Origin of the sequence: Vibrio sp. B183 (assembly GCF_000740665.1) — a bacterium.
Taxonomy (GTDB): domain Bacteria; phylum Pseudomonadota; class Gammaproteobacteria; order Enterobacterales; family Vibrionaceae; genus Vibrio; species Vibrio coralliilyticus.
This window is the reverse complement of record NZ_JPQB01000003.1, coordinates 79,738-104,632: the sequence shown is the minus strand read 5'-3', so window position 1 is coordinate 104,632 and position 24,895 is coordinate 79,738. Positions and strand designations below refer to the sequence as shown.

Below are 24,895 nucleotides of genomic sequence, written 5' to 3'. Positions count from 1 at the left end.
AATCTCGTACTAAGATGTACGTTGTCGTATTGATACGAACAGATATTGGCGATAATTTTACGGGGAAGCGGCTGGTGGGGCAATCAGAGACCGCAAATAGTGAGTGCATAAAGCAAGGAAAGTAGTATTTTCACTATCAAGAAGATAATATTAACCCGTAACATACTGATTAAATTCTCTTATCCAATCTATTCATCACTGTACCAAGGATGTTATCGATGACTGTAAAGGTCTCTCATATCACCCACATCAATAACCTCAAAGGGATACTTCTCGAAGGTTGTTTATGGTCTGACGCGAAGCGTATTGAGCTAGGTTTAGACAGTAAAAATATAGGTTACAGTCACATAAAAGAGCGTCGGTTGCAGCATAAAGTTAATGTTGCTGCAGGAGGTACGATTGGTGAGTATGTTCCATTTAACTTTTGCCCCCGTTCTGTGATGCTCTACGTGATTCATCAAGGTCACGATGACTTTAATGGTGGGCAAAACGAAATCGTACACCTTATCAGTGACACACAAACGGTCATCACTAGTAACTCCAACTGCTTCTTTACTGACATACATGCAGATTTAGCCTTTGCTGAACAAATCGACGACTTTTCGCGATTAAATGAACTCGACTTTAAAAAGATTCATGCCAAGTACTGGCAACAGTTTAAAGAAGAAAAACAAGCTGAGTTCCTAGCTCACGAAACGGTATCTTGGAATTGCATTCGACAGATCGGAGTAAAAACGCCAGAATTAGCAGATAAAGTAGAGCAGATTATCGCAAATTCACAGCACCAACCTGACGTTCTGGTTAAGCCAGAATGGTATTACTAGCTGAGTACATCACAATGATTTCATACGTTAAAGGAAACATCTTACACGACCAAGCAGATGCCATTATTAACACCGTAAATACCGTCGGGGTTATGGGTAAAGGTTTAGCTTTGCAATTTAAAAAAGCTTTTCCAGACAATTTTAAAATCTATAAGTCGGCTTGTGATAACAAAGAGCTTACAACAGGTAAAATGTTGTCTGTTTCAACTCAATCAATTAGTGCACCTTTCTACATCATCAACTTTCCAACAAAAGCACACTGGAAAGGAAAGTCTAAGATTGAATACATCAAAGATGGCTTAGCTGATCTAAAAAAAGAAGTAAAAAGGTTAGAGTTAACCTCAGTCGCTATACCAGCTCTTGGCAGTGGTCTAGGCGGCTTACCTTGGACAGACGTCGAGCGAGAAATTCAAGAATCACTCTCTGATATGCCAGAAGTGGAATGGCGCATTTATCCACCTCAAAATGCACCACAAGCGGAGAAAATGCTCAATCGTACAACGAAGCCCAGAATGACGATTGGTAGAGCTGCTGTAATAGGTTTAATCAACGAGTATTTAACTACAGGCTTACACTACAAACTCTCTCTGCTTGAAGTACAAAAGCTTGTTTACTTCCTTACAGCTACTGGGGAAAAATTAAACAAAGTGCATTTTCAGAAACATCATTACGGCCCATATGCTGATGTACTGCGGCACGTACTAGATAAAATGGAAGGGCACTTTATTTCTGGGTATGCGGATGGGATAAACAAACCTGATACACCGATCATACTCAAAGATGGTGCAGATAAAGACGCGCAATCATTCCTCGCTTCTCACCCAGATACAAAGCGTAACTTTGATGAAGTCACTAAGCTTGTTGACGGGTTCGAATCACCTTACGGCATGGAGCTTCTCTCAACCGTTCACTGGGTAGTAACGAGAGAATGCCAACCAGAGAATATTACTTTGGAGGAAGTGATTAAGAAGGTACATTCGTGGAGTGAACGTAAGGCACAAATGAAACCAGCTCATATAAAAGCAGCACTAGAGCGATTACAAGAACAGAGTTGGGTCGATAGAGTAGCTCCATCGTAATCAGTAAAAAGACTCAATTAAAAAGGCTTCGATTAAGAAGCCTTTTTACGAGAGTAATCTACGACAAGAACATCCCCTCATTAACCTTAACATCAAGTGTGATACCTAGATCTCTGAGTAGCATATCGACATTATCCTTTACCTGATTATTAGGTACAAAAATCATGAAGAAATCATCAACGGCGACCGCTGTAGGCGAGATACATTCCGCCATACATACACTTTTAGATTCCTCATCATGATAATCTCGGCGGTTCATTGCCTCCCAGTCAATTCGATCAAAGCCCCCTTCATAATCAAGAACTTCAACACCTTGCGTTGCTAAAGGGTGCCGAGGAATAATTTTCCAATTCCTAGCCTGCGCTACGGCTCTTCTAACAGTAAATAATACGAAGTCTGTATGTGGATTATCTCGTTGGACACCACCATCAAACGGGTTTCGAGCGAAAAAGTGAAAAGGCACATATTGCTCTAAATTAAATGCTTGGCGCCCTTCTAAAATCTCATGGTCGGCAACATCATCAAACCCATCAATGTCAGCCCGAGGAAGCAGACCATTCTCGAGAATAGAAGCTACGTTATCGAAACTTGTAATGTGATACAGTAATTTTTGCGTTCTAATATCAGCCATAACATACTCTTATAATTCAAGTGCAATCAATTTAGTATGCCGTACCCCCTCGAACTTTCAAACAACATGCGCTTAGGCAAAGTTGCGTTAGTTCTCATAATCAAAACTTTAGAAAATACTACTAACCAGCCATTTTAGTACCAAGATAAGTACTAAGATAAAAAATCAAATCAAATAAATACAATTTAAAACTCAAATTCAGATGACGCCAGCCCACCAAACGTTTGGAAAGGCCCAACTCTTACGAGTTGGGCCTTTTTGTATTCAGCGCATCAGCGAGATTAAAACGCTCGTACTGTTTTATACGCACACATTGCTCGCGCTTTCTCACTTCCCTCAGTTTTATTTTGCTCGAAACAATGGCGATATGACGCAATGTATTGGTTGAATGCTTCCATTGCAGCGGGTTTAGGTTGATTTAATAACGTCTCAATAAATTGACGCGATCCGATTTCAAAATGCTGGGTGTCTATCGGCGTATTCCAATCACCGCCCCAGATAAGAAACCCATGATGTGCGAAAAGCTCCGTGACCTCTTCGGCCATGCCCTGACGTTCGATCTCATTTCGAGCTCGAAAACGAGTTCGGTTGATGTAGTTATCTACTGATTGAATCGGTTTGACGGTAATTTTTCCATCTGGCCCAAACTCTAGAAATGGGTTTTGTACCGGGTTGATATCAATGGCGACGCCGTAAGCATGTTTCGACCAACTAGACCCTCCAGTGATGGGGCGCGCATTGAAAGCGCTGCTATTGTTCGCGGCCATCGAAGCATTATCATCACCTTTGAATTCACGCATCAAACGAGCGGAATGAAGAGGAAACTGACGTTTATGCAGTTCTGTAAAAATCTGCTCAACGGAAGGCGCCACAACATCGAACACGATCATGCTGCCTTGCTTAGTTTGACCATCAAAAGTGACGAAGTCGAAATCCACTTTGGACAGCCGATCACAGCCCACCGGAGCACCTTCACTCAATACTCCCTGTTTCTTCATCATGCCACATTGCCAATCCGAAACAGGTGCGACTTTAGTGTACCCCGTCGAACTCAATAAGACAGCGAGCAAGCCCAGCCAATGTTTTTTCATTTCACTTATCTCAACGTATTCCCTGAAGGTGGACTTATTCTAGCGAATTGACTGATTAGGCGAGATATTTAAAGCACTGAATTTACGTCAAATTGTGATTCTGACTCCGACAAGCTTTCAAGTTCGCGTTTAGGAATGAAAGTAACGCTGGGAATTAGTTGAAAAACGGATAGAAAAACTCAATAGAAAGCCAACCACTTCCTACTGAGTTTTTGCGATTTGGATTTCATTAACTTTCGTTGCCTTTAAAACTGTTCACCGCAGAGGCGACACTTTCGGCACCTGTATATATCTCGTCCATCGTCTCGGACACAGTTTGAACTTTACCGCTGGCTTCCTGAGCGACATAATTGACATCATTCATCGCCTGCGTGACTTCTTTGGTCAGTGACATATTTTTGTTGACCACCTGCGTGATTTCTTCCGTAGACTCTGATGTCCTTGAAGCCAACTTACGCACTTCGTCGGCCACCACAGCAAACCCTCGGCCTTGGTCACCAGCGCGTGCCGCCTCGATAGCAGCATTCAGTGCTAACAAGTTGGTTTGCTCTGCAATGCTGCCTATGGTTTTTACAATTTCAGAGACATCATCCGAAAGCGATGCTAGCTCCTCAACCTGACTGATCGATACCGTAAGGTTATCCATCATTCTTTGCGAAATTCCCACCGTATCTTGCAAGACCTGATTGCCTTCCTGAGCCACTTGCGAAGTTTGTAGTGCGGTTGAATAAGCGATGTTTGCCGCTTCCGAGATCGCCATTTCGCGATTCACATCATCGGTGATGTCTGAAGCAAATTTCACCACTTTATACACTTCTCCTTTCTCGTTGCGCACTGGGCTGTAAGATGCCTGAATCCATAACTCCTCCCCGTAGCTGGTCTTACGTAAGAATCGGCCCGAGAAAGCACGACCTTAAGCCAGTTCGCGCCAGAAGTTTGGGTTTTCCTGATAAAAATCATCAAAGCAAAACATGCGGTGATGCTGCCCCTGAACCTGCTCAATTGCGTAACCCAAACCAGAGAGGAAGTTCTTATTCGCGTCAAGAATGGTACCGTCGGGCTGAAACTCAATCACGGCAAAGTTTTGATGAAGCGCCGTAATAAGATCTTTATCCGCCTGAGCTTTCTTAACTTTCTCAGTGACGTCACTGGCAATTTTCATCACACTTTTCACACTACCAGTGTCATCAAAAATGGGAAAGTAAGTCGCTTCAATAATGACCAAATCCCCCGTTTTACTGTAGCGTTCAAAAGTACCTGATTTCACTTCACCTCTCGCCAAAGATTGCCAGAACTGAGTGTAATCAGCGCTCTGGGTATAACTCTTATCGCAGAATATTCGATGATGCTTACCCATTAGCTCTTCAGGTTGGTAACCCATTGCCTGTAAAAACAGTGGACTGGCATTTTGGATGTGCCCCTCAGTATCGAACTCAATGGTCACTAACGACTTGCTCATAGAGGCAACAATCAGATGATTGTGATGCTGAAGGCTAAGCTTTTGTTCAGATTCTTCATTATTTTTGTCAAATGGCCACATAACTTACACACTCTTCATGCTCAATGAATTGCTTTAAGTATGGTTGCTGGTTCAAATTATGCACACACCTCTAAAGGGGTAGCAATATCTGTCGCTCTCAAAGACTTAGAACGCACTTTTTCATGAAAGTGGAGTGAGAACATTGGTTTAGCTATGCAATAAACCACACATTAAATAGATTAATGAGAACCAATAGACCAATAACTAAGGTGCGCCTCAGTGATGACTTTTGTATTCAGAGTTTTATGTGTTTTTAGCCTATGTTTTTCCTCTTTTTATACATTTGCTGCAGAGCGATTTCCATTGGCGCCACCTGACACCAGTAGCCCACAAGCAACCTATCTCAGCTTCACACATTTAGTCGAGCAGGCGAATCAAACGCTGCTTGAACTCCCCTCTTTACCAGCAACAGAGAAAGAGGCGGCCAGACAATCGGTGTACGCCCTGTTCAACAAAGCAATGCAATGCTTTGACTTGTCTGAAGTACCCAAGTCGAGCCAGCAACGAGTCGCACTCGAGTCCGTCATGTTGATGAAAGAAATCCTCGACCGTCTACCTGAATTTGAAGCTGCATCGATTCCGGATCAAAGCAAGCTGAGCTACTGGCGATTGCCCCATACTCAGTTGGTCATTGAAAAACAAACCGATGGCAAATACCTGTTTTCCGCTAAAACCGTCGATAAACTCTACTCTAGCTATCAGCTCGTCAAGCATCTACCTAACCGTAACGGCACCGTGGAAGATTTTTACCAGTATTACTCACTGAGTGCCGGGAAGCTAATTCCTCCCACTTGGTTTGGTTATATTGAAGCCCTCCCCGATGTGTTTATGGAAGAATTTTCCGATCAAGCAATTTGGCAATGGCTCGCACTAGCAGTGGTAAGCATCGCGTTGTTTGCTTATGGTTATGCGGTTTATCGCTATATTGGCAACACCATAATGACGCCGATTTTTATGGCTTTGGGGATTGGTGGCTTTCTGTATCTGATCAGTCATGAAATCAATATGACGGGCAAGCTGATGTCGACGTTGAACGTCTCTGGTGAGCTGTTGATATGGCTGTTAGTGACTCAGTCCGCTTACCTGATTGGCTATAAGGCCTGCACGGTTTTGCCTAGTCGAGGTGAGCAGGCCTCTAACCTGCGCCAAAGCGTAACACAAATTGTCGGCACGTTAATCGGATCCGCGCTGGCAGTGTCCATCTTTGGATATGGCTTAAGCCGCATTGGTGTGCCGGTCTACGGCATCGTCACCGGATTGAGCCTTGGTGGTATGGCCATCGCTCTGGCAATTCGCCCGACGATGGAAAATCTGATTGGTGGCGTAATCCTGTTTATGGACAAATCATTGTCCGTTGGCGATTACTGCCAAATTGGCCAAGTCTCTGGTGTTGTTGAGCGTATCGGCGTTCGTTCGACACGAATTCGGGCCAAAGATCGCACCCAAATCACCATTGCCAATGGCGATTTGGTCAAGATGGAAATCATCAACTTCACACGTCGTGATCGCTACCCGTTTACTACTCAGATCGGTCTGCGCTACGAGACGACTATGCCGCAGGTTGAACAAATTGCGTATGAGATAAAAACAGCGCTTCTCGCTCACCCCGACGTTCTCGAATCCCCGTTACGCGTCCACTTTTCATCCTTTGGTGAATACAGCCTAAACATTGATGTGCTGGCTCATATTGATACCAAAGACAGAAATGAGTTCTTGCAGTTGCAGCAAGATTTGCTGATGCGTATCGAACAAATAGTCAAAGCTAATCAAGCTGAGTTTGCTCTGCCAGCCCACACAACCTACCTGCATATGGCAGCAAACACAGCAGAACAAGGCCGCTCCGAATCAGAAGCGCTCACTTAAAAAGATTGAAATGGAGCAATAGCTAAGCCCATAGGGATTGCTCCATTTCACTTTACGGCAATTGAATCATATTTGTGGCTGGGAGCCTGAATCACTTCGTGTAGCAAACTTGTCCGGTAACCACTTTTCAATCAACACAGCAATGGCCTGACACACCATGACTAAGGTAAATGGGATCGCTCCAGCAATCGCAACCTGTTTATTCAGGTCAACATCGTTAATGGTAACCAGCGCTAGGCCCATCACAACAACAATGACAGACCAACTGACTTTACTGCTGGTGCGCTCATCTCCCGTCAGCATACCAGCGGCATAAATAGCTGAATCCGAACTGGAAATAACAAACGTCAACAACAGCACTAACGCCGTAATAGAAAGAACACCACTTAATGGTAAGTGTTCAAAGAAGCTAAATAGACCTTTCGTATAATCCTGCTGCACAGCTGTAACCACCTCATTGAGATAGCTGCTTTCAAACACCGCTCCAGCAAAACTTGAGAACCACACAATCGACGCCAAAGTGGGCACCATGACCGTACAAAACAAAAACTGTCGAACGGTTCTACCACGGCTGATACGCGCAATAAAAGGCCCTACGAATGGCGCCCAGGCAATCCACCAAATTAAGTAGATCACCGTCCATCCTTGACTCCACTTCTCCCCACCTTCAATGGCTGACAGCGAAACCTGTGGCAGAATCGCGATGTACGCTTCCAGCGAACTGGCAAGACGACCGATCACACCCGCCATATCAACATTCACAAGTACGAAACCTAGCAACGCGACCATCAGCCAGATATTGAAGCTACTCAGCCGCTTAATCCCACGTTCAAGCCCAAGCACACTGGAAAAAGTAAACAGCACGCCAATGATTATGGTCAGCCCAATACGCAGGTTGGTCAGGTCAGCCGTCGTGCCCGTGAGGCTTCTCACTCCCTGTTCGACCAGCGCCATGGTGTTGGCCAGCACTCCGGCGATACCAAACAAGATCGCCAGCACTGCAATCAGATCAACAATACCTAACCAACCCGTGCGGCGACGAGAAAACGAGGCACTCACACGCATTGGCCGCTGTTTGACGTAAGCTAACCACCCCATCAGTAACCCTGCTAACGCATAGAGGCTCCAAGCGTGTACTCCCCAGTGAAAATACGTCAGGGCGAGCGCCGTATCTTGCGCATCATTGACTAGTTCTACAGGCGGCATGTTGGCAAAGTGGAAGATAGGCTCGGCGACACCCCAGAAAATCAACCCTGAACCCATGCCTGTCGTAAAGAGCATTACGAGCCAAGAGATGAAGCTAAATTCTGGTTGTTGGTTTCCCAGTTTCACCTTTCCTAAAGGCGACAGACACAGCATCGCGCAAGTAACAAATGCCAACGTAGAGAGTAAGATCACTTCATCATCAAGTTGAGCAATAACCAGGTTAGTCAGCTCTGCTATTTTATACACACTAAACTGAGGGAACAGGGTTACGATAGCAGCCGTAGCAATAGCAAATCCCATGATCACACGTGACTGAAGGTGATTTGAATTCATAATTTGAGAAGCCTTTAGAGGCGAAGATAGGTATAGTACTACTGTGCCGCCACGCTTGTTTACTGTCTATTAACAATCACTTCTCCTCATCAGGAATGCGCAACCAATCACAGACAGAAAAATTTATTCATTCCCCGTAATCTAACTGAGATAAATGCCGATTAGACGATCTGTTATCTTCATGATATTCAACACACTCGTTAACACTTTTCTCGACGTCGTCTCTCATATCGCTGTTTATAATCGCCAGTCATTTTCATTAGTAGAAGTCATCACCTTGATACCGGGAAAATCATATTTCAAATCGCTCAAGAAACGCTGGAAGCAACAGGCCAAAGATAAAGTCAAAGCCATGCTGCTAGGATGCCTACCGGGACAAAAAAAACAAAACAACGATTAGGCGCATCCCGTCCGACTGGTAGCTGCCAATTGAAACACACCCTCTGCCACAACCTTGAACAATATGAAGGTAAAGTGCCTCACATGTACCTCGATACCCGAGGACACGTGACAACTGGGATTGGGCACTTGATTTCCAATACCCATCAGGCCGCAGAATTGGAGTTTCTCCATCTATCTTCGGGGAAACGAGCCACAAAATCAGAGATCATTAAAGAGTTCACACGGATAAAGAAGCTTCCCTATGGGCAAAAGTACGGTGCAGGTTTTTACAAAAATCACACTGGCTTGATTCTGAGTGACCAAGCCATGCTCACCATGATGGAGCAGCACATCGAGAACTTTGAGAACGAACTGTGGGCTATTTATGGCAAGGCAAACTTTGAGCATTTACCAGACAACGTCAAGCTGGCGCTGTTTGATATGATCTTTAACTTAGGCATGCCCAAGCTTAAAAATACATTTGTGAAATTTAATCAGCATATTCACACGGGCAACTTCCGTAAAGCGGCGCAAGAGTGTCGCCGCCGAGGTATCTCAGACCATCGAAATCAATATGTGAGATCCCTACTGGAAAGCGCATAAAAAAGCGCCCCATTTGGGGCGCGCTAGTTATTGTGAGTAAAGACGTCGAATAGGCTCAGGCTCAACATAATCAATCAGCTCATCATTGCTCAGCTTATCGATTTGATCCTGAGTGGCCGACACCACCAGCACATGCTGATTATCCAGTGCGTCGACGACTTCAATGCCATTAGAATGAAGAAGCTCTCTAGCTTGCTGCTCTTTGCCTTCATGATACTTCACAAAGAACCGCGGTTGCTCTGCCGCTGCCTGCGCAGGTCTCTTATCCACTGGGGGAAACGCCGGATTTCCTGCCATTGCACTGGCGGAGAAAGTCGCGGCCAGTAGGCTGAGAGCGCCAACACATGGCAATGACGTTAATATCTGCTTCTTCATACTCACTCCTTATTGAAATGACAGTGTCCAGCTATTGATGCTGCCCGTGTCTTGGTTAGCGCTGTCTACTGCGTTCAACTTCCAAGTTCCTTTAGATTCAAAGCCACTAAAGTCAGCTTGGTAAGTTTCCTTGATGTTGTTCGCCGAACTGCCAGTGTTGTCATGCAGTGTCACCTGATGCCCCGTCGGCGACGTTAACGTAACACGTAAATCACCGATGTATGTGTGACTGATGTCCAGTTCAACGGATACCGAACCCGCGTCGCCAGAGCGTGATACGTCTAATGAACTAGTCGCACCTGCGCTGTTGTTATCTGGAATCGCAATGGTATCTGAGTTAGTAAAGCTTGATGGCGTTTGGTTCCCAGAATCTGCACCGTTATGCGTTGCAACCAGAGAGGCACCGCTGTACGCCGAGTAGCCGTACACCAATACTTCATAAGTGCCCGCAGAACTTACGTTCAGTGAACAGCTTTCACCGTTACCTTGTTCCCATGAACGGCAGTCATAGGTACTGGTGCTAGGCGTACCATTAAAACGCACGTACATATCCGCATCACCTGTACCACCACTTAGGTTAAAGGTCGCTTGAGTTGCATCAGAAGGAACGTCGAAGGTGTAAATTGTGCTTGATTTGCTTCCTGCAGATAGTGAAGTTTTCGCTACACCATTTTCAAGTACTTTACTTAGATCGACTGGGCCATTACAGCCAGAGTCCAAGTAAGTCTTCGCCGCATCCGCATTCACCAAACCATAACCTGTACGGTTGTCACGGCCTTCAGAATCGATATCTGTTGCCGATGCTGTCAGCGCTTTACGTACTTGTTGTGCCGTACACGTTGGGTGGTAGCTCCAGACTAAACCAGCAACACCTGTTACGTGTGGCGTCGCCATAGATGTACCATTGTAGTACTCGTAGTCTTCGCCCATAGTGGTTTTAACTGTGACCGTTTGACCAAGCTGATTCGCCAGCTCTAGACCGAATTCGCGGTCAACTGTGACAGAAACCACACGATAGTCGTCGTTGTCATCCAGTACGAATGGGTTCTGTAAACCTGACAATTCTTGGTTACTGTATACGATCGCAGCTTTAGCACCTGCGTTGTAACATGCCTTCACCGGATTGATTTCTGGACGAACGCCCGTCGCCTGATTATCAATACGCTCAGTCAGACAGATCTTGTCTGACATGTCGCCACAGTTGTAGCTGCCTGACGAGATATCACAAGCCGCAAGAGGCGCGGTAAAAGTGCCTGCAATTGGAGCTGACTTGTATGGGTTATCAAAGTCAGCTGGGACTTTTAGGATCTTACGGTTATGTGGAACGACGCCACGGTCGAAGTTGCTCACTCCGTTAATCGTAATATCTGAAAGCACACCTTCACCGACAGTTACGGTTGACAGTACCGCCACACCTGGCGCTGCAATCTCTACCTGATCGGTTGCTTGAGAGAAGGCCGCATGCTGGTTTTTGTTGTCCACTGCCGCCACTGACATCACAGAATCATAAGAGGCTGGGTAGCTGTGCGCTGTGTTACCTAAGTTACCTGCCGCAGCAATCAGCAGAACGCCATCATCGTATATCGACTGAAGTGCGTTGCGTTCTGTTCGGCTCGATTGGCTACCACCGAGGCTCATGTTGACCACGTCTGCGCCGTTATCCGCACAGGTCTGGATCGCCTTCACTAAGCTTGAAGAGTAGCCCCAGCCCGCTTCATTAAACACCTTCACGATATGCAGATTGACGTTCTGGTTTGGCATCACGCCTTTAACGCCTTCGTTGTTAGCAATCGCTGCGATAGTACCCGCAACGTGAGTACCGTGAGCATTATTATTACCCGGAGAGCTCCATGAGCCTGTGCCACTGTCGTTAGTACCTTGGACACGGTTGCCGCTCAGGTCGTTATGACTGATGTCGTAACCTGAATCAATAATACACACAGTACGGTTGCCCGCATTGGAGTCACTTAACAATTGAGCGTTAACGGCGCTAAAGCCCCAAGGCGTAGTTTCACTCAATAGGTAACGTGGAGGGTCGACCTCAACATATTCAACCTGGCTATTCTCACGCAGTGCCGACAGCTCGCTGTCATCCACTTCCACACTGTAAAGTGCTTGGTTACCCAATTTCTCTACTTTGCGAGCTTTCACTTCATCTAACACCGCTTCGCGCGCTTTCGATGGAGCGACTGCTGAACTAGCCATTGAGAATGGTGCAGGCGCATCTTCTTTGAACTTGACTATATATTTAGTCGGGAGATCCGCTTCATTAAAGCCCATTGGTGACGCTGCGAAAGCAGACGTTGCACCAGCTATAGCCACTGTCATTGATGATAGGACGAATATTCCTTTGGTTTTATTTATCATGTTGTGCATTTGCTCTGATCCTTTTTGAGCTATTATTATTCACTTTATCCTCATGAACAGTCATTATTCATAACTACTCAAGAGAGCATTAGCTATAAAGTATGCTTATAAAACATCCAATAATTTATAAAATAAAACATTCACAAACAGGCAAGGAATCAACTAAACAACAGGACTAGTTAACATCAAATGGTTAATAAAAAACCTTAAAAAGCAATTAGTTAATAACAAAAAGTGCATTTATAGTTATTTTATTTGAGTTTTTATTCCAATGATATATAAAGTGACATTATTAATAATTAGAGCTTATGGAAGTTCTGACTTTACAGGAAATGATAAAATGACAATTTAGTCATTAAAATGAATAGAGGGATATTACTATTACAGCAAGAAGTCGATCTTTTCCGGGTTTGCAAACACAATGATTGTAAAACAATGGGCACAACAGTCCCCCACTCTCGTCAGCTTGATAGCGGCTCTTTGCTGATATCCTCTTATATTGGATCAGAGACGTGCTACCATACCCGCCTCAATATAAAGTTAATTGCATATTAATATTGAAATCTCGATGAAGTTCCCCCAACTGAACTCAATTTCTGTTGCAATTTAGTTAAATAGATTGAAAACTCTAGCTTAAACCGAATGGTTTCCATCGGTCTCATGACGTACTCGTATTAAAGAGGGAAAGTGTTTTGCTTGGTATTATTCGCCTGATTTTGGCTGCGATTTTTGTTGTCTTCACTACTCTGTTTGCTTTGATTTATTGCTTGTTCAGCCCAAGAAATCCAAAGCATGTCTACTTTTTCTGTCGTTGGTTTAATCAGCTACACAAACTCATTGGCCTCAAATTGATACAACGTGGCTTAGATAGAGCCCCAACGCCAGCCAATAGCGTTTATATCTCTAATCATCAAAGTGTGTACGACTTTGTCACAGCGCCGGGGATGCTGCGCCCAAGAACCGTCTCCTTGGGGAAAAAAGATCTACTCTGGATTCCTTTCTTCGGTCAACTTTACTGGATTACTGGCAATATACTAATTAACAGAGAAAACAAGTCACAGGCACGCGATACCATCAAACAAGTAGCAGAAGCCATTCATCAACGAGATCTGTCCGTTTGGGTTTACCCCGAGGGAACACGCAGCAAAGGTCGAGGGTTGTTACCGTTTAAAACTGGCGCATTCCGCATGGCGATTGAAGCTGGGGTTCCGATTACTCCCATGTGTGTCAGCACTACCCATAAAAAGATTGACTTAAATCGTCGTGACAATGGTGTGGTGATTTCTGAAATGCTCGAACCCATTGATGTCTCCGGGTATAAAATCGAAGATGCACGAAAGCTAGCGGAGCATTGCCACACATTAATGGCATCGAAAATAAAAGAGCTGGACAACGAAGTTGCCCAGCTCGAAAGACAAAACAGTAAATCGCTCTCAGGAGAGCAACACAGTCTTTAGAAAATATATTGGTCCATCATTGCGACCATACGGCCAATCTCTGGTTTGGTGATAGTATCATTCGCACCTAATGCCAGAGCTTTGGCCCGGTTGTCATCACTCATCAGTGATGAGAACATCACAATCGGCAGCTCTTTGTAAGCTTCAGAGTCACGTAAGCGTTTGACTAAGTGCATGCCATCCATACGAGGCATTTCAACGTCCGTCACCACAGCGTCAACCAACTCAGTAATAGGTATCTCTTCTTTCTTAGCGACTTCCGCAATTTCCATTAACTTCTCATGCGCCTCACCACCATCTTTACATGCAATGATGTTATAACCCGCCGAGCTTAATGTGTCCTGAATCAAGCTGCGAATGAAGGCAGAGTCATCGACCACCATAACAGTCTTCGCATTACGCTTCGCCACCATTTTCTGATTAAGATCGACACTTTTATCCACCTTAACATCGTATTTTTCCATACTCAGTTCTGGGTTGATGTCTGCGATAATCTTCTCGAAATCAAGGATCATAATCAGGTTGCCATCTTTACGCACAACGGCGACCACGCAATCCTGTTCACCAGCTTCAAGGAATTGGCTTGGTGACTCAACATCATTCCAGGAAATACGATGAATGCGGCTAATGCTGTCAATCAGAAAGCCGTTAGTCATGCGGTTGAAATCCGTCACAATGACAAACTTCTTCTCTAAATCTTTGCTCGTTGGAACACCTAACCAACCAGCAAGGTCGACCAGAGGAGTAAGAATATCTCGGGAAGAGAATACACCAACCATATGTGGCTGAGCATTCGGGTAATCGGTCGTTTCCGGTACCTGTATGACTTCACGCACTTTGGCAACGTTAATGCCGTAATAACAGGTCTTTTTAGAGCCATCGGGCATCTGTTTAACTAAATGAAACTCAATAATCTCAAGTTCATTGGTGCCGCTTTCTGTAAGAATTGTACTGCTTGAAACGCTCATAGTTGATTTTACTCATTCCCGGTATCATTCACACTTACGCAGAGTATTTCTCGCCTGCGTAACTACCTTTAATCTGCCGCCTCGGGATTTGTATTTTTAGTTAATGCTTGAGGCGCAAGTAAAACTATCTCATTTATCAATATAAATGCCAGAAGAATTCATCAATCTCATTGCAAGCTCTTGTGTCGCTCACACTATGATGAAGCATTGGTTACCTCTCCTAGTATAAGCCCCGAGTGGTGAACTTTCCTTAAGCCAGAAAGAAATGCTCTCATAAGGCTGTAATTGTAGAGTCAAAAACACTAGTAAGTATCTGTATAAAAAGGTGAACTCAATGTCTACTTTACTATAACGGCAATATTGCGAAATAGTTGAACTAAATATCACGAAACCAATATCAGAGAGTGAAAGGAAAATAAGGTTTGATTGAAAGCACTGGGATTTCCCAGTGCTTTAGCCGTTATGCACTCAACGCTTGTTCCAAGTCGGCAAGAATATCGTCGATATGCTCAATACCCACGGAAAGTCTGATCATTTCAGGCGAAACGCCGGCCTGAGCCTGCTCTGCTTCACTTAACTGGCGGTGGGTGGTGGAAGCGGGATGGCAAGCCAGGGATTTGGCATCACCGATGTTAACCAGTCGCTTAAAGATTTTCAGTGCATCATAGAAACGTACCCCAGCGTCGTAGCCATCTTTAAGACCAAAAGACAGAATCGCCGAAGGTTTACCTTTCATGTACTTCTCAGCCAGCGGGTAATGATCTGAAGTTGGCAAGCCCGCATAACTAACCCAACTGACTTTATCGTGCTGGTTGAGGAACTCTGCAACCTTGAGCGCATTTTCTGTATGGCGCTCCATACGTAGCGACAGTGTTTCCAACCCTTGGATCAGCATAAATGCATTCATTGGTGATAACGCAGCCCCAGTGTTACGTAGTGGTACTGTCCTAGCCCTACCAATAAAGGCCGCCTCACCAAACGCTTCGGTGTACACCACGCCATGGTAAGACGGTTCTGGCTGATTAAAAACTGGGAAACGGGCTTTATGCTGCGCCCAAGGGAATTTACCGGAATCGATGATGATCCCGCCCAATGTCGTTCCATGCCCGCCGACGTATTTCGTTAAGGAGTGAACGACGATATCAGCACCAAATTCAATCGGCTTACACAAGGCAGGAGTCGCAACCGTATTATCGACAATCATAGGAACACCTTTGGCATGTGCCAGCTCCGCAACCCGCTCTAAATCAATAATGTTACCTGCCGGGTTACCGATACTTTCACAGTAAATCGCCTTAGTGTTGTCATCGATCAGTTCAGCAAGACTTTCTGGTTTATCGTCCTTCGCAAATTTCACCTCAATACCTTGGTTTGGCAACATGTGGGCGAACAGCGTGTAGGTACCACCATAAAGCTGAGGTGTCGAAATGATGTTGTCTCCTGCCTGAGCCAGTGTCAGAATCGCGTAGTTGATTGCCGCACTCCCCGCACTAACAACCAGGCCTGCAATCCCCCCTTCCAGCGCTGCCATACGTTTTTCCAGCACATTATTGGTCGGGTTCATAATCCGGGTGTAAATATTCCCCGGCACTTCAAGGTTAAACAAATCAGCACCATGCTGAGCATTGTCAAACTCGTAGGCAACCGTCTGATAGATAGGCGTAGCAACCGATTTAGTGGTTGGGTCAGTTTCATAACCAAAGTGAATTGATAAGGTTTCGTCTTTCATATACCTTCCTTGGACAAGCGAATAAATGTGGAATTAATGTCTTATCAATAAATACCCGCATTGTGTTCAAAACCTAATCATACTGTGAATGCATTCACACTAAACCCTTGAAAGCCATGACTGAGAAGATTCTGCTAAATACGCCTCTTTATACCTTTTGTCGTCAACTGGATACGGCCAACATAACAGACCTCTCGTTGTTTACGCCAGATACGAAACAAGTGTGGCTGGACAAAATTGCCCTGCTGCGAAAGCAACTAACTGCGCTGCCACATTTAGCCGGACAAGTGATATTACGCTTACCAATGGGTCTAGAGAGTGAAGAGATTGACGCTGTGGTGCTTTATCGTGGGATCATATTTGTCATTCAACTTGAGCTTGAGAGCACTGACTATAAGGCAAGTTCGAGCGCCCGAGTTTATCAGACAGCCCGACAGTTGAAAGATCTCACGACTCTCAATAAAGAGCTGTATATGGTTCCTGTGCTACTGGCAGCCAAAGCAAAGCCTCAAGCTGGACCATTGGCCGCTTCCCAAGACTTACTGTTTGATACCATGTGTGACTCTGGCGAGTATTTATCTACGCTGATCGAGCACTTTTCCAACCAGTTTAAAGCGGATGAAATCGATGCTGAAAACTGGTTGGTACAACATTATCGCAGTCTCTAACGCGTCATTTTCTTCACGAACACCACCACAAACAACGCCATGGTAAAGCTGCCGAGAAACGCTTCGAAGGCAGCGATAAATCTCGCGACCCCGACGGGCGAGATGTCCCCGTAACCCAAAGTGGTAAACGTAACGACGCTAAAGTAGAGCGAGTTGAGGAATTCAAAAAAGTAGAACTGCCAGCCGCTAAGATCTTCGTATATCGGGTGCGCGCCCGTAGTATCCAAAAAGAAATACGCCATCGCACAAACCAATATCAGAAAAATGGAAAAGCCCACAACCCGCATTGGATCTTCGCCATAGCCACAAAACAAATCGACGACCTTAGAAACGATCCGCTTTATGCTGAACTTAGGCATCTGATAACGACGAAAACGCATCTCTCGCTTGAAGAAATCGCCAGCCATCTCAAACAGCCCCTGCTTTTCACACTGTTTACGTATATTGCGACACACTTCTTCCGCTTCTTGGTACAGAGAAGCAGACTCTTTGTACTTTCGCTTTTTACGCGCCTGCCTAGCCTGGTGCTCTTGCTTGAGGTACGTCCCCCACTCAACATTTTCCAGTTTCGCCCGGCCGAGATCGGCTCCCAATAAGTTGCAGTTATCTAACTTTGCACAATGAAGATTTGCTCCCAACATCTTTGACTTCATTAAGGAGGAGCCACGCAAATCTAGACCGAAAAAGTGTGCATCGGTCAGATCCGCGCGGTAAAAATCCACGTTGCGACATGAATAGCCTTCTTTACAACCTCGATTGACCAAATTGATATCAACCAAGTTCGTTTTTGCCAACTGAAATCCGTCTAAAGGTTTACCCGCTGCGGCCCATTGTTCAACCTTGTCTTTTATATCATCTTTGCTTTTATCGACTTTGGGATCATGCCAGTAACATAGTCCTGACTCTCCACACGGTTGATCGCAGCACCAGCCATCAGGATTTTGATAGCTGCATTGGCCTTGTGTAGATTTCATATGCGCTGCCCCGTAAGCACGTCAGCAAACTGACGCTTGCTGACTCTATTAAGTGTAGTGGGTGCATATGCACTCGCAAACGCAATTTACAATTTAATCAATAAGACTTTGTTGTTTCAGCCAACTTTTAAACAATCGGGTATGAGGATTATCAAGGTGGGTAATAATGAAATAGCCCGCATTGGCACGAATGGCAGGAAACGGCGCGACTAATCTTTCTTGATTGAGCTCATCCCCCAAAAGGGCCATTCGCGCCAGCGCAATTCCCAACCCTGCTTCCGCCGCAGACATCGCCATATCCGTGCGGTTAAAGAAGTGACCTTGATGAGTGTCGAAGTCAAGACTGTGCTGTGCGGCCCAGTATTTCCACTCCTGATCTTTCGAGGAATCGCTCCAAGGCATAGCATCATGAAGCAAAGTGACTTGCTGCCAGTCTTCAGATGAACTCGTCGCACAGAGGTGTGAAAAGTGATGAAAGTACCCTGGGCTCATCACAGGTAAAAGAGATTCTTCCATCAACAGTTCTGCTTGAGGCAACTTGTAAGGTAAAGGCCCATAATCTATGGCAATGTCAAAGTCTCGACTCTCACTGTCCACCAACGCTCCTTCGGCAAATGTGTGAATCTGGATCTCTGGATGACGCTTCTGAAAATCGTCCAAACGCGGCACCAACCATTTGAAGGCCAGAGAAGGAGTGAGTTTAAGCCGTATCTGTTTACTGTTGGTAACATGCGTCAATTTGTAGACATTGTCCTCAATTGCCGCCAAATGTGGCGTCACTGACTGAACCAGCTTATCCCCTTTTTCGGTCAGGCGGATACCTCTTGCGTGACGCTCAAACACACTAAAGCCTAAGCGCTCTTCCACCGCCTGAAGTTGCTGACTGACCGCACCCGTAGTGAGATTGAGTTCACGGGCAGCACTGGTCAGACTGCTGTGTTTAGCGACGATACATACCAGATTGATACCATTGAGCAGGACGGATTTCATAAAAGCTTTTAGTTTTTCTAAACGGTACTATTAATTCTTATCGATTGTTAATCAGATGTAAATCCACCACGCTTAGCAAAATCGTTAATTTGTGGAGTTGAGTGTGAAAGTCGTTATCTTAGGCAGTGGTGTGGTGGGGTTAACTAGCGCTTGGTATTTATCTCAAGCTGGTTGCCAGGTCACCGTCATTGATCGCCAGCCCCGCGCTGCGGAAGAGACTAGCTTTGCTAACGCCGGTCAGATCTCTTATGGCTATTCATCCCCTTGGGCTGCACCTGGTGTGCCACTCAAGGCAATGAAATGGCTATTAGAAGAACACGCTCCGCTAAAAATCAAACCTAGCCTCAACCCCGAACTCCTCCATTGGGCCAGCCAAATGCTGAAAAATTGCCAGCTGGACAGGTACCGGATTAACAAAGCCCGTATGTTAGCGATTGCCAATCGTAGCCGAGAGTGTTTAGCGCAGTTAAACCAGCAATACGACCTCAACTATCAAGGGCGCACTCAAGGGACACTGCAAATTTTCCGCAACCATAAACAGTTGGAAGCCGTAGAGAAGGACATTGCTTTACTGGAGGAGAGTGGCACTCGCTATCAGTTGCTGGATGCCAAGGAGTGTCTGCTTCAGGAGCCGGGGCTAGCCAATATTCAAGGTACTTTGACTGGCGGGCTTTATCTGCCAGATGACGAAACAGGAGATTGCTATCTGTTTTGCCAGCAACTTCAGGCAATGGCAGAAAACGCTGGCATCGAGTTTCTGTTTAACACTGAAATTCAACGTTTGAATGTTCAGGGCAATCAGGTCACCTCTGTCGCGACATCACAGGGGGAAATCGAAGCCGACAAGTTTGTGGTCGCAATGGGCAGTTATTCAAAAAAACTTCTGGAAAAAATCGGAATAGACATCCCACTCTATCCCGTGAAAGGTTACTCGTTGACTTTACCTGTGATCAATCGAGACTTTGCTCCGCAATCAACCATTATGGATGAAACGTATAAAGTAGCGGTCACACGATTTGAAAACCGGATACGCGTCGCGGGTACAGCCGAGTTAGCCGGATTTGACCCAGCTCTACCAGACAAACGACTCGCGACCTTAAATCATGTCGTTGCTAACCTATTTCCTCAGGGCACGGACTTAACTCAAGCAGAATACTGGACAGGCTTTCGCCCAATGACACCAGATGGGACACCCATTATTGGGGAGACAAAGATCGAGAATCTGTTCACGAATACGGGTCATGGCACCTTAGGTTGGACGATGGCCTGTGGGTCAGCCGATATTCTAACTGAGGTAATCACAAGGTCGAATAACCTTCAATATAAAGAGCTAAGTACATATCGGTACAGCAAATAGTATAAATATCTGCAAGAACCAACACTAACAGTACAAAAAACGAGCCACCAAACACGGCGCATATTCCTAAGTGCGCTGTGGATTTAGTCATATCAATTCAATTCTCAAGCAAATTGAAATTCCACACTACAATAACACCACTCGTTAACATTTATTTAGCATTTTGTGCCTGAGCTCACGCAAACAAACTTTAAAGTATAAATTGGTTAACATCGGAGTTACAAAAAGGTTAATATCCTGTTCAGAAAACCACCACTATAAAACTAAACAGGGAAAATACTTATGCAGTCATTAGTTGATTTTCTGAATGGAATCATCTGGAGTCCGGCACTGATTTATTTGTGTCTTGGCGCTGGTTTGTTCTACTCAATCATGACGCGATTCGTGCAAGTTCGTCACTTCGGTGAAATGTGGCGTCTGCTTCTTTCAGGTAAAAGCTCGTCCAAGGGCATTTCTTCTTTCCAGGCACTCGCCGTCTCACTTTCTGGGCGTGTAGGTACAGGTAACATTGCAGGTGTTGCAGCGGCTATCGGTTTCGGTGGTCCTGGTGCAGTCTTCTGGATGTGGGTTGTTGCATTCTTTGGTGCAGCAACAGCATACGCAGAATCAACACTAGCGCAGATTTATAAAGAAGAAGACAACGGCGAATTCCGTGGTGGTCCTGCTTACTACATTGAGAAAGCAATGGGTCAGACGTGGTACGCGTGGATCTTCGCTATCGCGACCATTTTCGCTTGTGGTTTCCTACTACCGGGTGTTCAGTCAAACAGTATTGGTAATGCTGTTGAGGCAGCGTTTGGCTCAGGTGCAATGATCGAGACAGCGATCGGCACATTCAGCTTTGCGAAAATCTTAACAGGTACTGTTATCTCCGTAATCCTAGCCTTCATCATCTTCGGTGGTGTTAAGCGTATCGCGAACTTCACACAAATCGTGGTTCCTTTCATGGCGCTGGCTTACATCGTAACGGCCTTCATCATCATCCTTCTAAATATCGGTGAAGTACCTCGAGTATTCTCAATGATCATTGGTGATGCGTTCACACCTATGGCAGGTGTTGGTGCGGCAATCGGTTGGGGTGTTAAACGTGGTGTTTACTCAAACGAAGCGGGTCAAGGTACTGGTCCTCACGCAGCTGCAGCTGCAAGTGTTGACCACCCAGCTCAGCAAGGTCTGGTACAGTCGTTCTCTATCTATATCGATACGCTACTAGTATGTTCGGCGACAGCATTTATGATTATCATCACGGGTGCTTACAACGTACACGGTGCAGAAGGCTTCCTAGTTCAGAACGTAGCAGCGGACATTGCGGCGAATGGCCCTGTCTTCACTCAGATGGCAATTGAAAGTGCATTACCGGGTATTGGTAAGCCGTTCATTGCGATTGCATTGTTCTTCTTTGCTTTCACAACCATCCTTGCGTACTACTACATTGCGGAAACAAATGTGGCCTATATCCGTCGCCACATCAAAGTTAACGGCTTGATGTTCGTACTGAAATTGGCACTTATTGCCGTTGTGTTCTACGGTACAGTTAAGACTGCAAACCTTGCATGGGCAATGGGTGACGTGGGTGTTGGCCTGATGGCATGGCTAAACATCGTCGGTATTCTGATTATCTTCTTCATGGCGAAGCCTGCACTTAAGGCTCTAAATGATTACGAAGAGCAGCAGAAACAAGGCGTGAAAGAGTACACGTTCAACCCTGTAAAACTGGGCATCAAAGGTGCAGATTACTGGGAAGATAAATACCGTCGTAAGACAGGCAAAGAGCCTACAGCAGAAGAAGAGTCCAAACCTGTTGAGCAACCTTCAACCTAATTTGGATATCTAAGATAAAAAGCAGTGGTAAAAAAAGGGGTTAGCCTATGGCTAACCCCTTTCATCTTATGTTCCCAAATATATTTCTAACACGGCCATTAGCCATGCAAGCAATATTCTTTACGCTGCAACAGCTTCTGTTGCAACCGATGCTTTTTTCTCACCAATAGGAAGAATAGTACGGCCATATTCGTTGTTCAGTACTTGAGCCATCGCGAAGTAGATTGCACTTGCGCCACAGAAAATACCTTCAAAACCTGCAATTGTGCCAATCAGCTCACTCCCCGTGAAATCACGTGCGGCAAGTAGGAAAAACAGAATAGTTAGCGAGCCGAAAACCACTTGCTTCGCTGTTGGGTAGCAAAGAGAGCCGATAAACATGAAACCCGTGAAGATGCCCCACAGAGCTAGGTACCAACCCATAAAGTGTGCAGGGCTTGCTGGTAAACCCATGTAAGGCATAACAATCAAGCCAACCAATGTTAGCCAGAACAAGCCATAAGAAGTAAACGCGGTAGTACCAAACGTATCACCACGTTTAAAGCACATCATGCCGACAATCACTTGGCTCAGACCACCATAGAAAATACCCATTGCCAAAATCATTGAGTCAATTGGGAAGAAGCCTGCGTTATGAATGTTTAGCAGGATGGTTGTCATACCGAAACCCATCAGACCAAGTGGAGCTGGGTTAGCCAGTTTTGTTGACATTTCGCACACCTTTCAAAAAAATTAATAAAATTTACGCGCGAAGTTTAATTCCGTTCGATAAAAAAGATAGATCTGGAATGTGCAATCTAAGATTCCGAAAACCGTCCCATAAAGCTAGAAGCAATGGCAGGCTACGCCATCAATAGAATGAACAGTTGCTTGAAGCCACTGTTCATTACTCTTAGTAGTCGCAAATAAAAAGCTCCTGCTTATTGCAGGAGCTTAGTTAATGAGTCATGAACCTTTTACATTACTGGCAAGAGATTTCATCCCAGAACCAGTTCGACTGAGTTGGCGTGTCCCAAACGCCCGGTCCGTTTTTAGCGACAAAACATTTACCTTCATGGGTAACTTTATCGCCGTTAGCAACCTGAGTTACACCTGCTTGCCACTGAATAAAGGTATCAGGCACTGGCGTAGGGTCAGGATTCGGAGTTGGATCTGGCGTAGGATCCGGTGTTGGTTCCGTTGGCGTTCCGGAAACTAATTCCCATGGCCCACCAGCACTCGGATTATCCCCCTGTGTCCACCATTTCGCTTTATACGTCGCCCCTTCATGGGTGACTTCATCACCTGTGTTGTACACCTTAGTAGCACTCCAAGCCTTTCCTGTGCCAGGATCAGGGTCAACCGGGTCTAACTGGTCAACAACACGCACTTCAGGCCAACTCGCGTGAGAGCCGTACAAATTAGTCACACATTTTTCGTAGTCACCCGGTACCAGCGCAGAGTAAGCGGTCTGGAATCCAACTAATTCACACTCAAATGAATAACCACCCGGACGATCAGCATAGTACTTCCAGTTGCCATCCCAGTTGGTGTACAACACATCAGTCGCACCATTTAGGTTAAGGCTGCCGTATGGAGTCTGTTGCCAACAGGTATTCTTTGCATCGGCTTCGATTGGAATCTGATAATAAGACGACAGTCCTTCCCAATATCTTATGCGGTTAACGGGTTGCCCTTTATTCTTATTCTGTTCTCCACACTCAATGCCCCCATTTATGATGTTAATGGTGGTGCCAAAGCCATAACCAATCCCCGCTTCAATTTCACGTTGAGAAGGCGACCACGTTTTATCAATCACATGCAACATGGCGGGTTTCGGTGCTTGTGGGGTTAGGAAAAACCAGATCGCAGAGGCTAAGTTCAACCAAGAGTCGGCAACTAAGCCTGGGTTGTTGAGCAAAACAGACGCATCACCATCAAACATTGCTTCGGAAAATGCGCCGTAATTAAAGTGGTAAGAAAGCTGCTTAGCACCACGTCCAAAATAACCCTGTCCAGCAGCACACGGCCATTTTTTGTTTTGCCAATCGTTCTGGCCACAACCAGTGGTATAGCCTTCCTGACCTTCTGACCAGCCCATTTCACGCACGTGTACAAGTGCCTGCTGCCACTCTTCAAGACCTAATGGGTTATCCGACACATTATCTTTGGCAATATGCCCCCCTGTTTCCTGCGCGAAGTGGGCAAATGCCGTCACGATCGAACGTTTACATATCGCATCGGAATCTCGCCCATCCGTATACTCAGCGCAAAACGCAGGGAACTTACCAATCGCACGTAGGAAGCGGGTATAAGTATATTCAGGCGCAGCCATATTAGTCAGAAAATCCCACTCAGCCTGAGGGAACACACGTTCAGCGCGCTTAACGTTATCCGGATTAGTGGCAAGGTTGGGCTCAATCGCCTCAACAACGCTATTCGGTGCCGTAGTAAGTGCCTGAGACCATATCTGGTACATAGGATCGGAAGTTTGTGCTTGTTCTGCCGCCTGAATATCAGCGCGGGCAACCACATAACCATTCGGATTCTGCGGGTCAGGTTGGATATTGGTCATCGCCCAACTGGACGACATAGCAGCCAAAGATACGGCGGCGGCCAAGTAACTTACTTTCTTCATCTCACTTTTCCTTGTTTTATA

At 45.5% G+C, this 24,895-nt stretch carries 20 protein-coding genes and 1 pseudogene; 9 read left to right on the top strand and 12 right to left on the bottom strand.

What is annotated here, in order from left to right; translation table 11 throughout:
- Window positions 1-218 precede the first annotated feature (218 nt).
- Both darT and darG read left to right on the top strand, forming a co-directional pair.
- Entirely contained in the window at window positions 219-824 is a 606-nt protein-coding gene (darT, locus tag IX95_RS02380) for a type II toxin-antitoxin system toxin DNA ADP-ribosyl transferase DarT (protein WP_038156496.1), read from the top strand.
- A complete protein-coding gene (gene darG, locus IX95_RS02375; RefSeq protein ID WP_235202559.1) occupies window positions 812-1,903 on the top strand; it encodes a type II toxin-antitoxin system antitoxin DNA ADP-ribosyl glycohydrolase DarG in 1,092 nt (363 codons plus the stop codon). Before darT ends, darG begins: the two co-directional genes overlap by 13 nt.
- Before the next feature lie 58 nt (window positions 1,904-1,961).
- Here darG and IX95_RS02370 read toward each other — a convergent pair whose 3' ends face one another.
- The 3 genes and pseudogenes from IX95_RS02370 to IX95_RS26990 all read right to left on the bottom strand — a co-directional run bounded on the left by IX95_RS02370 (window position 1,962) and on the right by IX95_RS26990 (window position 5,165).
- A complete protein-coding gene (locus IX95_RS02370) occupies window positions 1,962-2,534 on the bottom strand; it encodes a DarT ssDNA thymidine ADP-ribosyltransferase family protein (RefSeq protein ID WP_038156493.1) in 573 nt (190 codons plus the stop codon).
- A 281-nt stretch (window positions 2,535-2,815) separates the two neighbouring features.
- Window positions 2,816-3,625, bottom strand: a complete 810-nt coding sequence (locus tag IX95_RS02365) for a M15 family metallopeptidase (protein WP_038156489.1) — start codon at window positions 3,623-3,625, stop codon at window positions 2,816-2,818.
- A gap of 229 nt (window positions 3,626-3,854) precedes the next feature.
- Window positions 3,855-5,165: pseudogene (locus IX95_RS26990) on the bottom strand (methyl-accepting chemotaxis protein).
- A gap of 222 nt (window positions 5,166-5,387) precedes the next feature.
- On the opposite strand from IX95_RS26990, the gene IX95_RS02355 reads away from it, so the two are divergent.
- Entirely contained in the window at window positions 5,388-7,028 is a 1,641-nt protein-coding gene (locus tag IX95_RS02355; protein ID WP_038156486.1) for a mechanosensitive ion channel family protein, read from the top strand.
- A gap of 66 nt (window positions 7,029-7,094) precedes the next feature.
- Here IX95_RS02355 and IX95_RS02350 read toward each other — a convergent pair whose 3' ends face one another.
- Window positions 7,095-8,567, bottom strand: coding sequence for a BCCT family transporter (locus IX95_RS02350; RefSeq protein WP_038156483.1), 1,473 nt, complete (start codon window positions 8,565-8,567; stop codon window positions 7,095-7,097).
- 154 nt (window positions 8,568-8,721) lie between these two features.
- On the opposite strand from IX95_RS02350, the gene IX95_RS02345 reads away from it, so the two are divergent.
- Both IX95_RS02345 and IX95_RS02340 read left to right on the top strand, forming a co-directional pair.
- On the top strand, window positions 8,722-8,967 hold the full coding sequence (locus IX95_RS02345) for a hypothetical protein (protein WP_038156480.1): 246 nt from the start codon (window positions 8,722-8,724) through the stop codon (window positions 8,965-8,967).
- A 29-nt stretch (window positions 8,968-8,996) separates the two neighbouring features.
- Window positions 8,997-9,551, top strand: a complete 555-nt coding sequence (locus tag IX95_RS02340; protein WP_235202557.1) for a hypothetical protein — start codon at window positions 8,997-8,999, stop codon at window positions 9,549-9,551.
- Between the two features lie 27 nt (window positions 9,552-9,578).
- Here the strand turns inward: IX95_RS02340 and IX95_RS02335 are convergent, their stop codons facing one another.
- Both IX95_RS02335 and IX95_RS02330 read right to left on the bottom strand, forming a co-directional pair.
- A complete protein-coding gene (locus IX95_RS02335) occupies window positions 9,579-9,926 on the bottom strand; it encodes an ATPase (RefSeq protein WP_038156476.1) in 348 nt (115 codons plus the stop codon).
- A gap of 9 nt (window positions 9,927-9,935) precedes the next feature.
- Window positions 9,936-12,302 (bottom strand): S8 family serine peptidase, encoded by a 2,367-nt coding sequence (locus IX95_RS02330; protein WP_038156474.1) that lies wholly within the window; start codon window positions 12,300-12,302, stop codon window positions 9,936-9,938.
- A gap of 683 nt (window positions 12,303-12,985) precedes the next feature.
- On the opposite strand from IX95_RS02330, the gene IX95_RS02325 reads away from it, so the two are divergent.
- The gene (locus IX95_RS02325; protein WP_038156472.1) at window positions 12,986-13,750 is read left to right on the top strand and encodes a 1-acylglycerol-3-phosphate O-acyltransferase; all 765 of its coding nucleotides are present in this window, start codon (window positions 12,986-12,988) and stop codon (window positions 13,748-13,750) included.
- Here the strand turns inward: IX95_RS02325 and IX95_RS02320 are convergent.
- Both IX95_RS02320 and IX95_RS02315 read right to left on the bottom strand, forming a co-directional pair.
- A complete protein-coding gene (locus IX95_RS02320; RefSeq protein WP_038156471.1) occupies window positions 13,747-14,718 on the bottom strand; it encodes a chemotaxis protein in 972 nt (323 codons plus the stop codon). The two genes, IX95_RS02325 and IX95_RS02320, sit on opposite strands and share 4 nt — an antisense overlap.
- Before the next feature lie 460 nt (window positions 14,719-15,178).
- A complete protein-coding gene (locus tag IX95_RS02315; RefSeq protein WP_038156469.1) occupies window positions 15,179-16,447 on the bottom strand; it encodes an O-acetylhomoserine aminocarboxypropyltransferase/cysteine synthase family protein in 1,269 nt (422 codons plus the stop codon).
- 116 nt (window positions 16,448-16,563) lie between these two features.
- On the opposite strand from IX95_RS02315, the gene IX95_RS02310 reads away from it, so the two are divergent.
- The gene (locus IX95_RS02310; protein WP_038156467.1) at window positions 16,564-17,115 is read left to right on the top strand and encodes a hypothetical protein; all 552 of its coding nucleotides are present in this window, start codon (window positions 16,564-16,566) and stop codon (window positions 17,113-17,115) included.
- Here the strand turns inward: IX95_RS02310 and IX95_RS02305 are convergent.
- Together IX95_RS02305 and IX95_RS02300 are read right to left on the bottom strand one after the other, a co-directional pair.
- The gene (locus tag IX95_RS02305; protein ID WP_019274171.1) at window positions 17,112-18,089 is read right to left on the bottom strand and encodes an ion channel; all 978 of its coding nucleotides are present in this window, start codon (window positions 18,087-18,089) and stop codon (window positions 17,112-17,114) included. The two genes, IX95_RS02310 and IX95_RS02305, sit on opposite strands and share 4 nt — an antisense overlap.
- 93 nt (window positions 18,090-18,182) lie before the next feature.
- On the bottom strand, window positions 18,183-19,079 hold the full coding sequence (locus tag IX95_RS02300; protein ID WP_038156465.1) for a LysR substrate-binding domain-containing protein: 897 nt from the start codon (window positions 19,077-19,079) through the stop codon (window positions 18,183-18,185).
- A 103-nt stretch (window positions 19,080-19,182) separates the two neighbouring features.
- Here IX95_RS02300 and IX95_RS02295 point away from each other — a divergent pair, with 103 nt between their 5' ends.
- Window positions 19,183-20,436, top strand: coding sequence for a D-amino acid dehydrogenase (locus tag IX95_RS02295; protein ID WP_038156462.1), 1,254 nt, complete (start codon window positions 19,183-19,185; stop codon window positions 20,434-20,436).
- Between the two features lie 282 nt (window positions 20,437-20,718).
- Complete coding sequence (locus IX95_RS02290) at window positions 20,719-22,257, top strand: alanine/glycine:cation symporter family protein (protein ID WP_038156459.1); 1,539 nt, start codon at window positions 20,719-20,721, stop codon at window positions 22,255-22,257.
- Between the two features lie 120 nt (window positions 22,258-22,377).
- On the opposite strand, the gene IX95_RS02285 is transcribed toward IX95_RS02290, so the two are convergent.
- Window positions 22,378-22,968: an acetate uptake transporter gene (locus tag IX95_RS02285; RefSeq protein ID WP_038156453.1), complete on the bottom strand. Its 591-nt coding sequence runs from the start codon at window positions 22,966-22,968 to the stop codon at window positions 22,378-22,380.
- Between the two features lie 250 nt (window positions 22,969-23,218).
- Window positions 23,219-24,874, bottom strand: coding sequence for a chitinase (locus IX95_RS02280; protein ID WP_038156450.1), 1,656 nt, complete (start codon window positions 24,872-24,874; stop codon window positions 23,219-23,221).
- Window positions 24,875-24,895: the final 21 nt, after the last annotated feature.

What these genes read in the sequence shown, in the direction of transcription:
- darT (WP_038156496.1), top strand. Translation starts at nt 219, where the DNA reads ATGACTGTAAAGGTCTCTCATATCACCCACATCAATAACCTCAAAGGG.
- IX95_RS02345 (WP_038156480.1), top strand. Translation starts at nt 8,722, where the DNA reads ATGCCGATTAGACGATCTGTTATCTTCATGATATTCAACACACTCGTT.
- IX95_RS02285 (WP_038156453.1), bottom strand. Translation starts at nt 22,968, where the DNA reads ATGTCAACAAAACTGGCTAACCCAGCTCCACTTGGTCTGATGGGTTTC.
- IX95_RS02290 (WP_038156459.1), top strand. Translation starts at nt 20,719, where the DNA reads ATGCAGTCATTAGTTGATTTTCTGAATGGAATCATCTGGAGTCCGGCA.
- IX95_RS02365 (WP_038156489.1), bottom strand. Translation starts at nt 3,625, where the DNA reads ATGAAAAAACATTGGCTGGGCTTGCTCGCTGTCTTATTGAGTTCGACG.
- IX95_RS02370 (WP_038156493.1), bottom strand. Translation starts at nt 2,534, where the DNA reads ATGGCTGATATTAGAACGCAAAAATTACTGTATCACATTACAAGTTTC.
- IX95_RS02280 (WP_038156450.1), bottom strand. Translation starts at nt 24,874, where the DNA reads ATGAAGAAAGTAAGTTACTTGGCCGCCGCCGTATCTTTGGCTGCTATG.
- IX95_RS02320 (WP_038156471.1), bottom strand. Translation starts at nt 14,718, where the DNA reads ATGAGCGTTTCAAGCAGTACAATTCTTACAGAAAGCGGCACCAATGAA.
- IX95_RS02315 (WP_038156469.1), bottom strand. Translation starts at nt 16,447, where the DNA reads ATGAAAGACGAAACCTTATCAATTCACTTTGGTTATGAAACTGACCCA.
- IX95_RS02305 (WP_019274171.1), bottom strand. Translation starts at nt 18,089, where the DNA reads ATGAAATCTACACAAGGCCAATGCAGCTATCAAAATCCTGATGGCTGG.
- IX95_RS02350 (WP_038156483.1), bottom strand. Translation starts at nt 8,567, where the DNA reads ATGAATTCAAATCACCTTCAGTCACGTGTGATCATGGGATTTGCTATT.
- IX95_RS02330 (WP_038156474.1), bottom strand. Translation starts at nt 12,302, where the DNA reads ATGCACAACATGATAAATAAAACCAAAGGAATATTCGTCCTATCATCA.
- IX95_RS02310 (WP_038156467.1), top strand. Translation starts at nt 16,564, where the DNA reads ATGACTGAGAAGATTCTGCTAAATACGCCTCTTTATACCTTTTGTCGT.
- IX95_RS02335 (WP_038156476.1), bottom strand. Translation starts at nt 9,926, where the DNA reads ATGAAGAAGCAGATATTAACGTCATTGCCATGTGTTGGCGCTCTCAGC.
- darG (WP_235202559.1), top strand. Translation starts at nt 812, where the DNA reads ATGGTATTACTAGCTGAGTACATCACAATGATTTCATACGTTAAAGGA.
- IX95_RS02300 (WP_038156465.1), bottom strand. Translation starts at nt 19,079, where the DNA reads ATGAAATCCGTCCTGCTCAATGGTATCAATCTGGTATGTATCGTCGCT.
- IX95_RS02355 (WP_038156486.1), top strand. Translation starts at nt 5,388, where the DNA reads ATGACTTTTGTATTCAGAGTTTTATGTGTTTTTAGCCTATGTTTTTCC.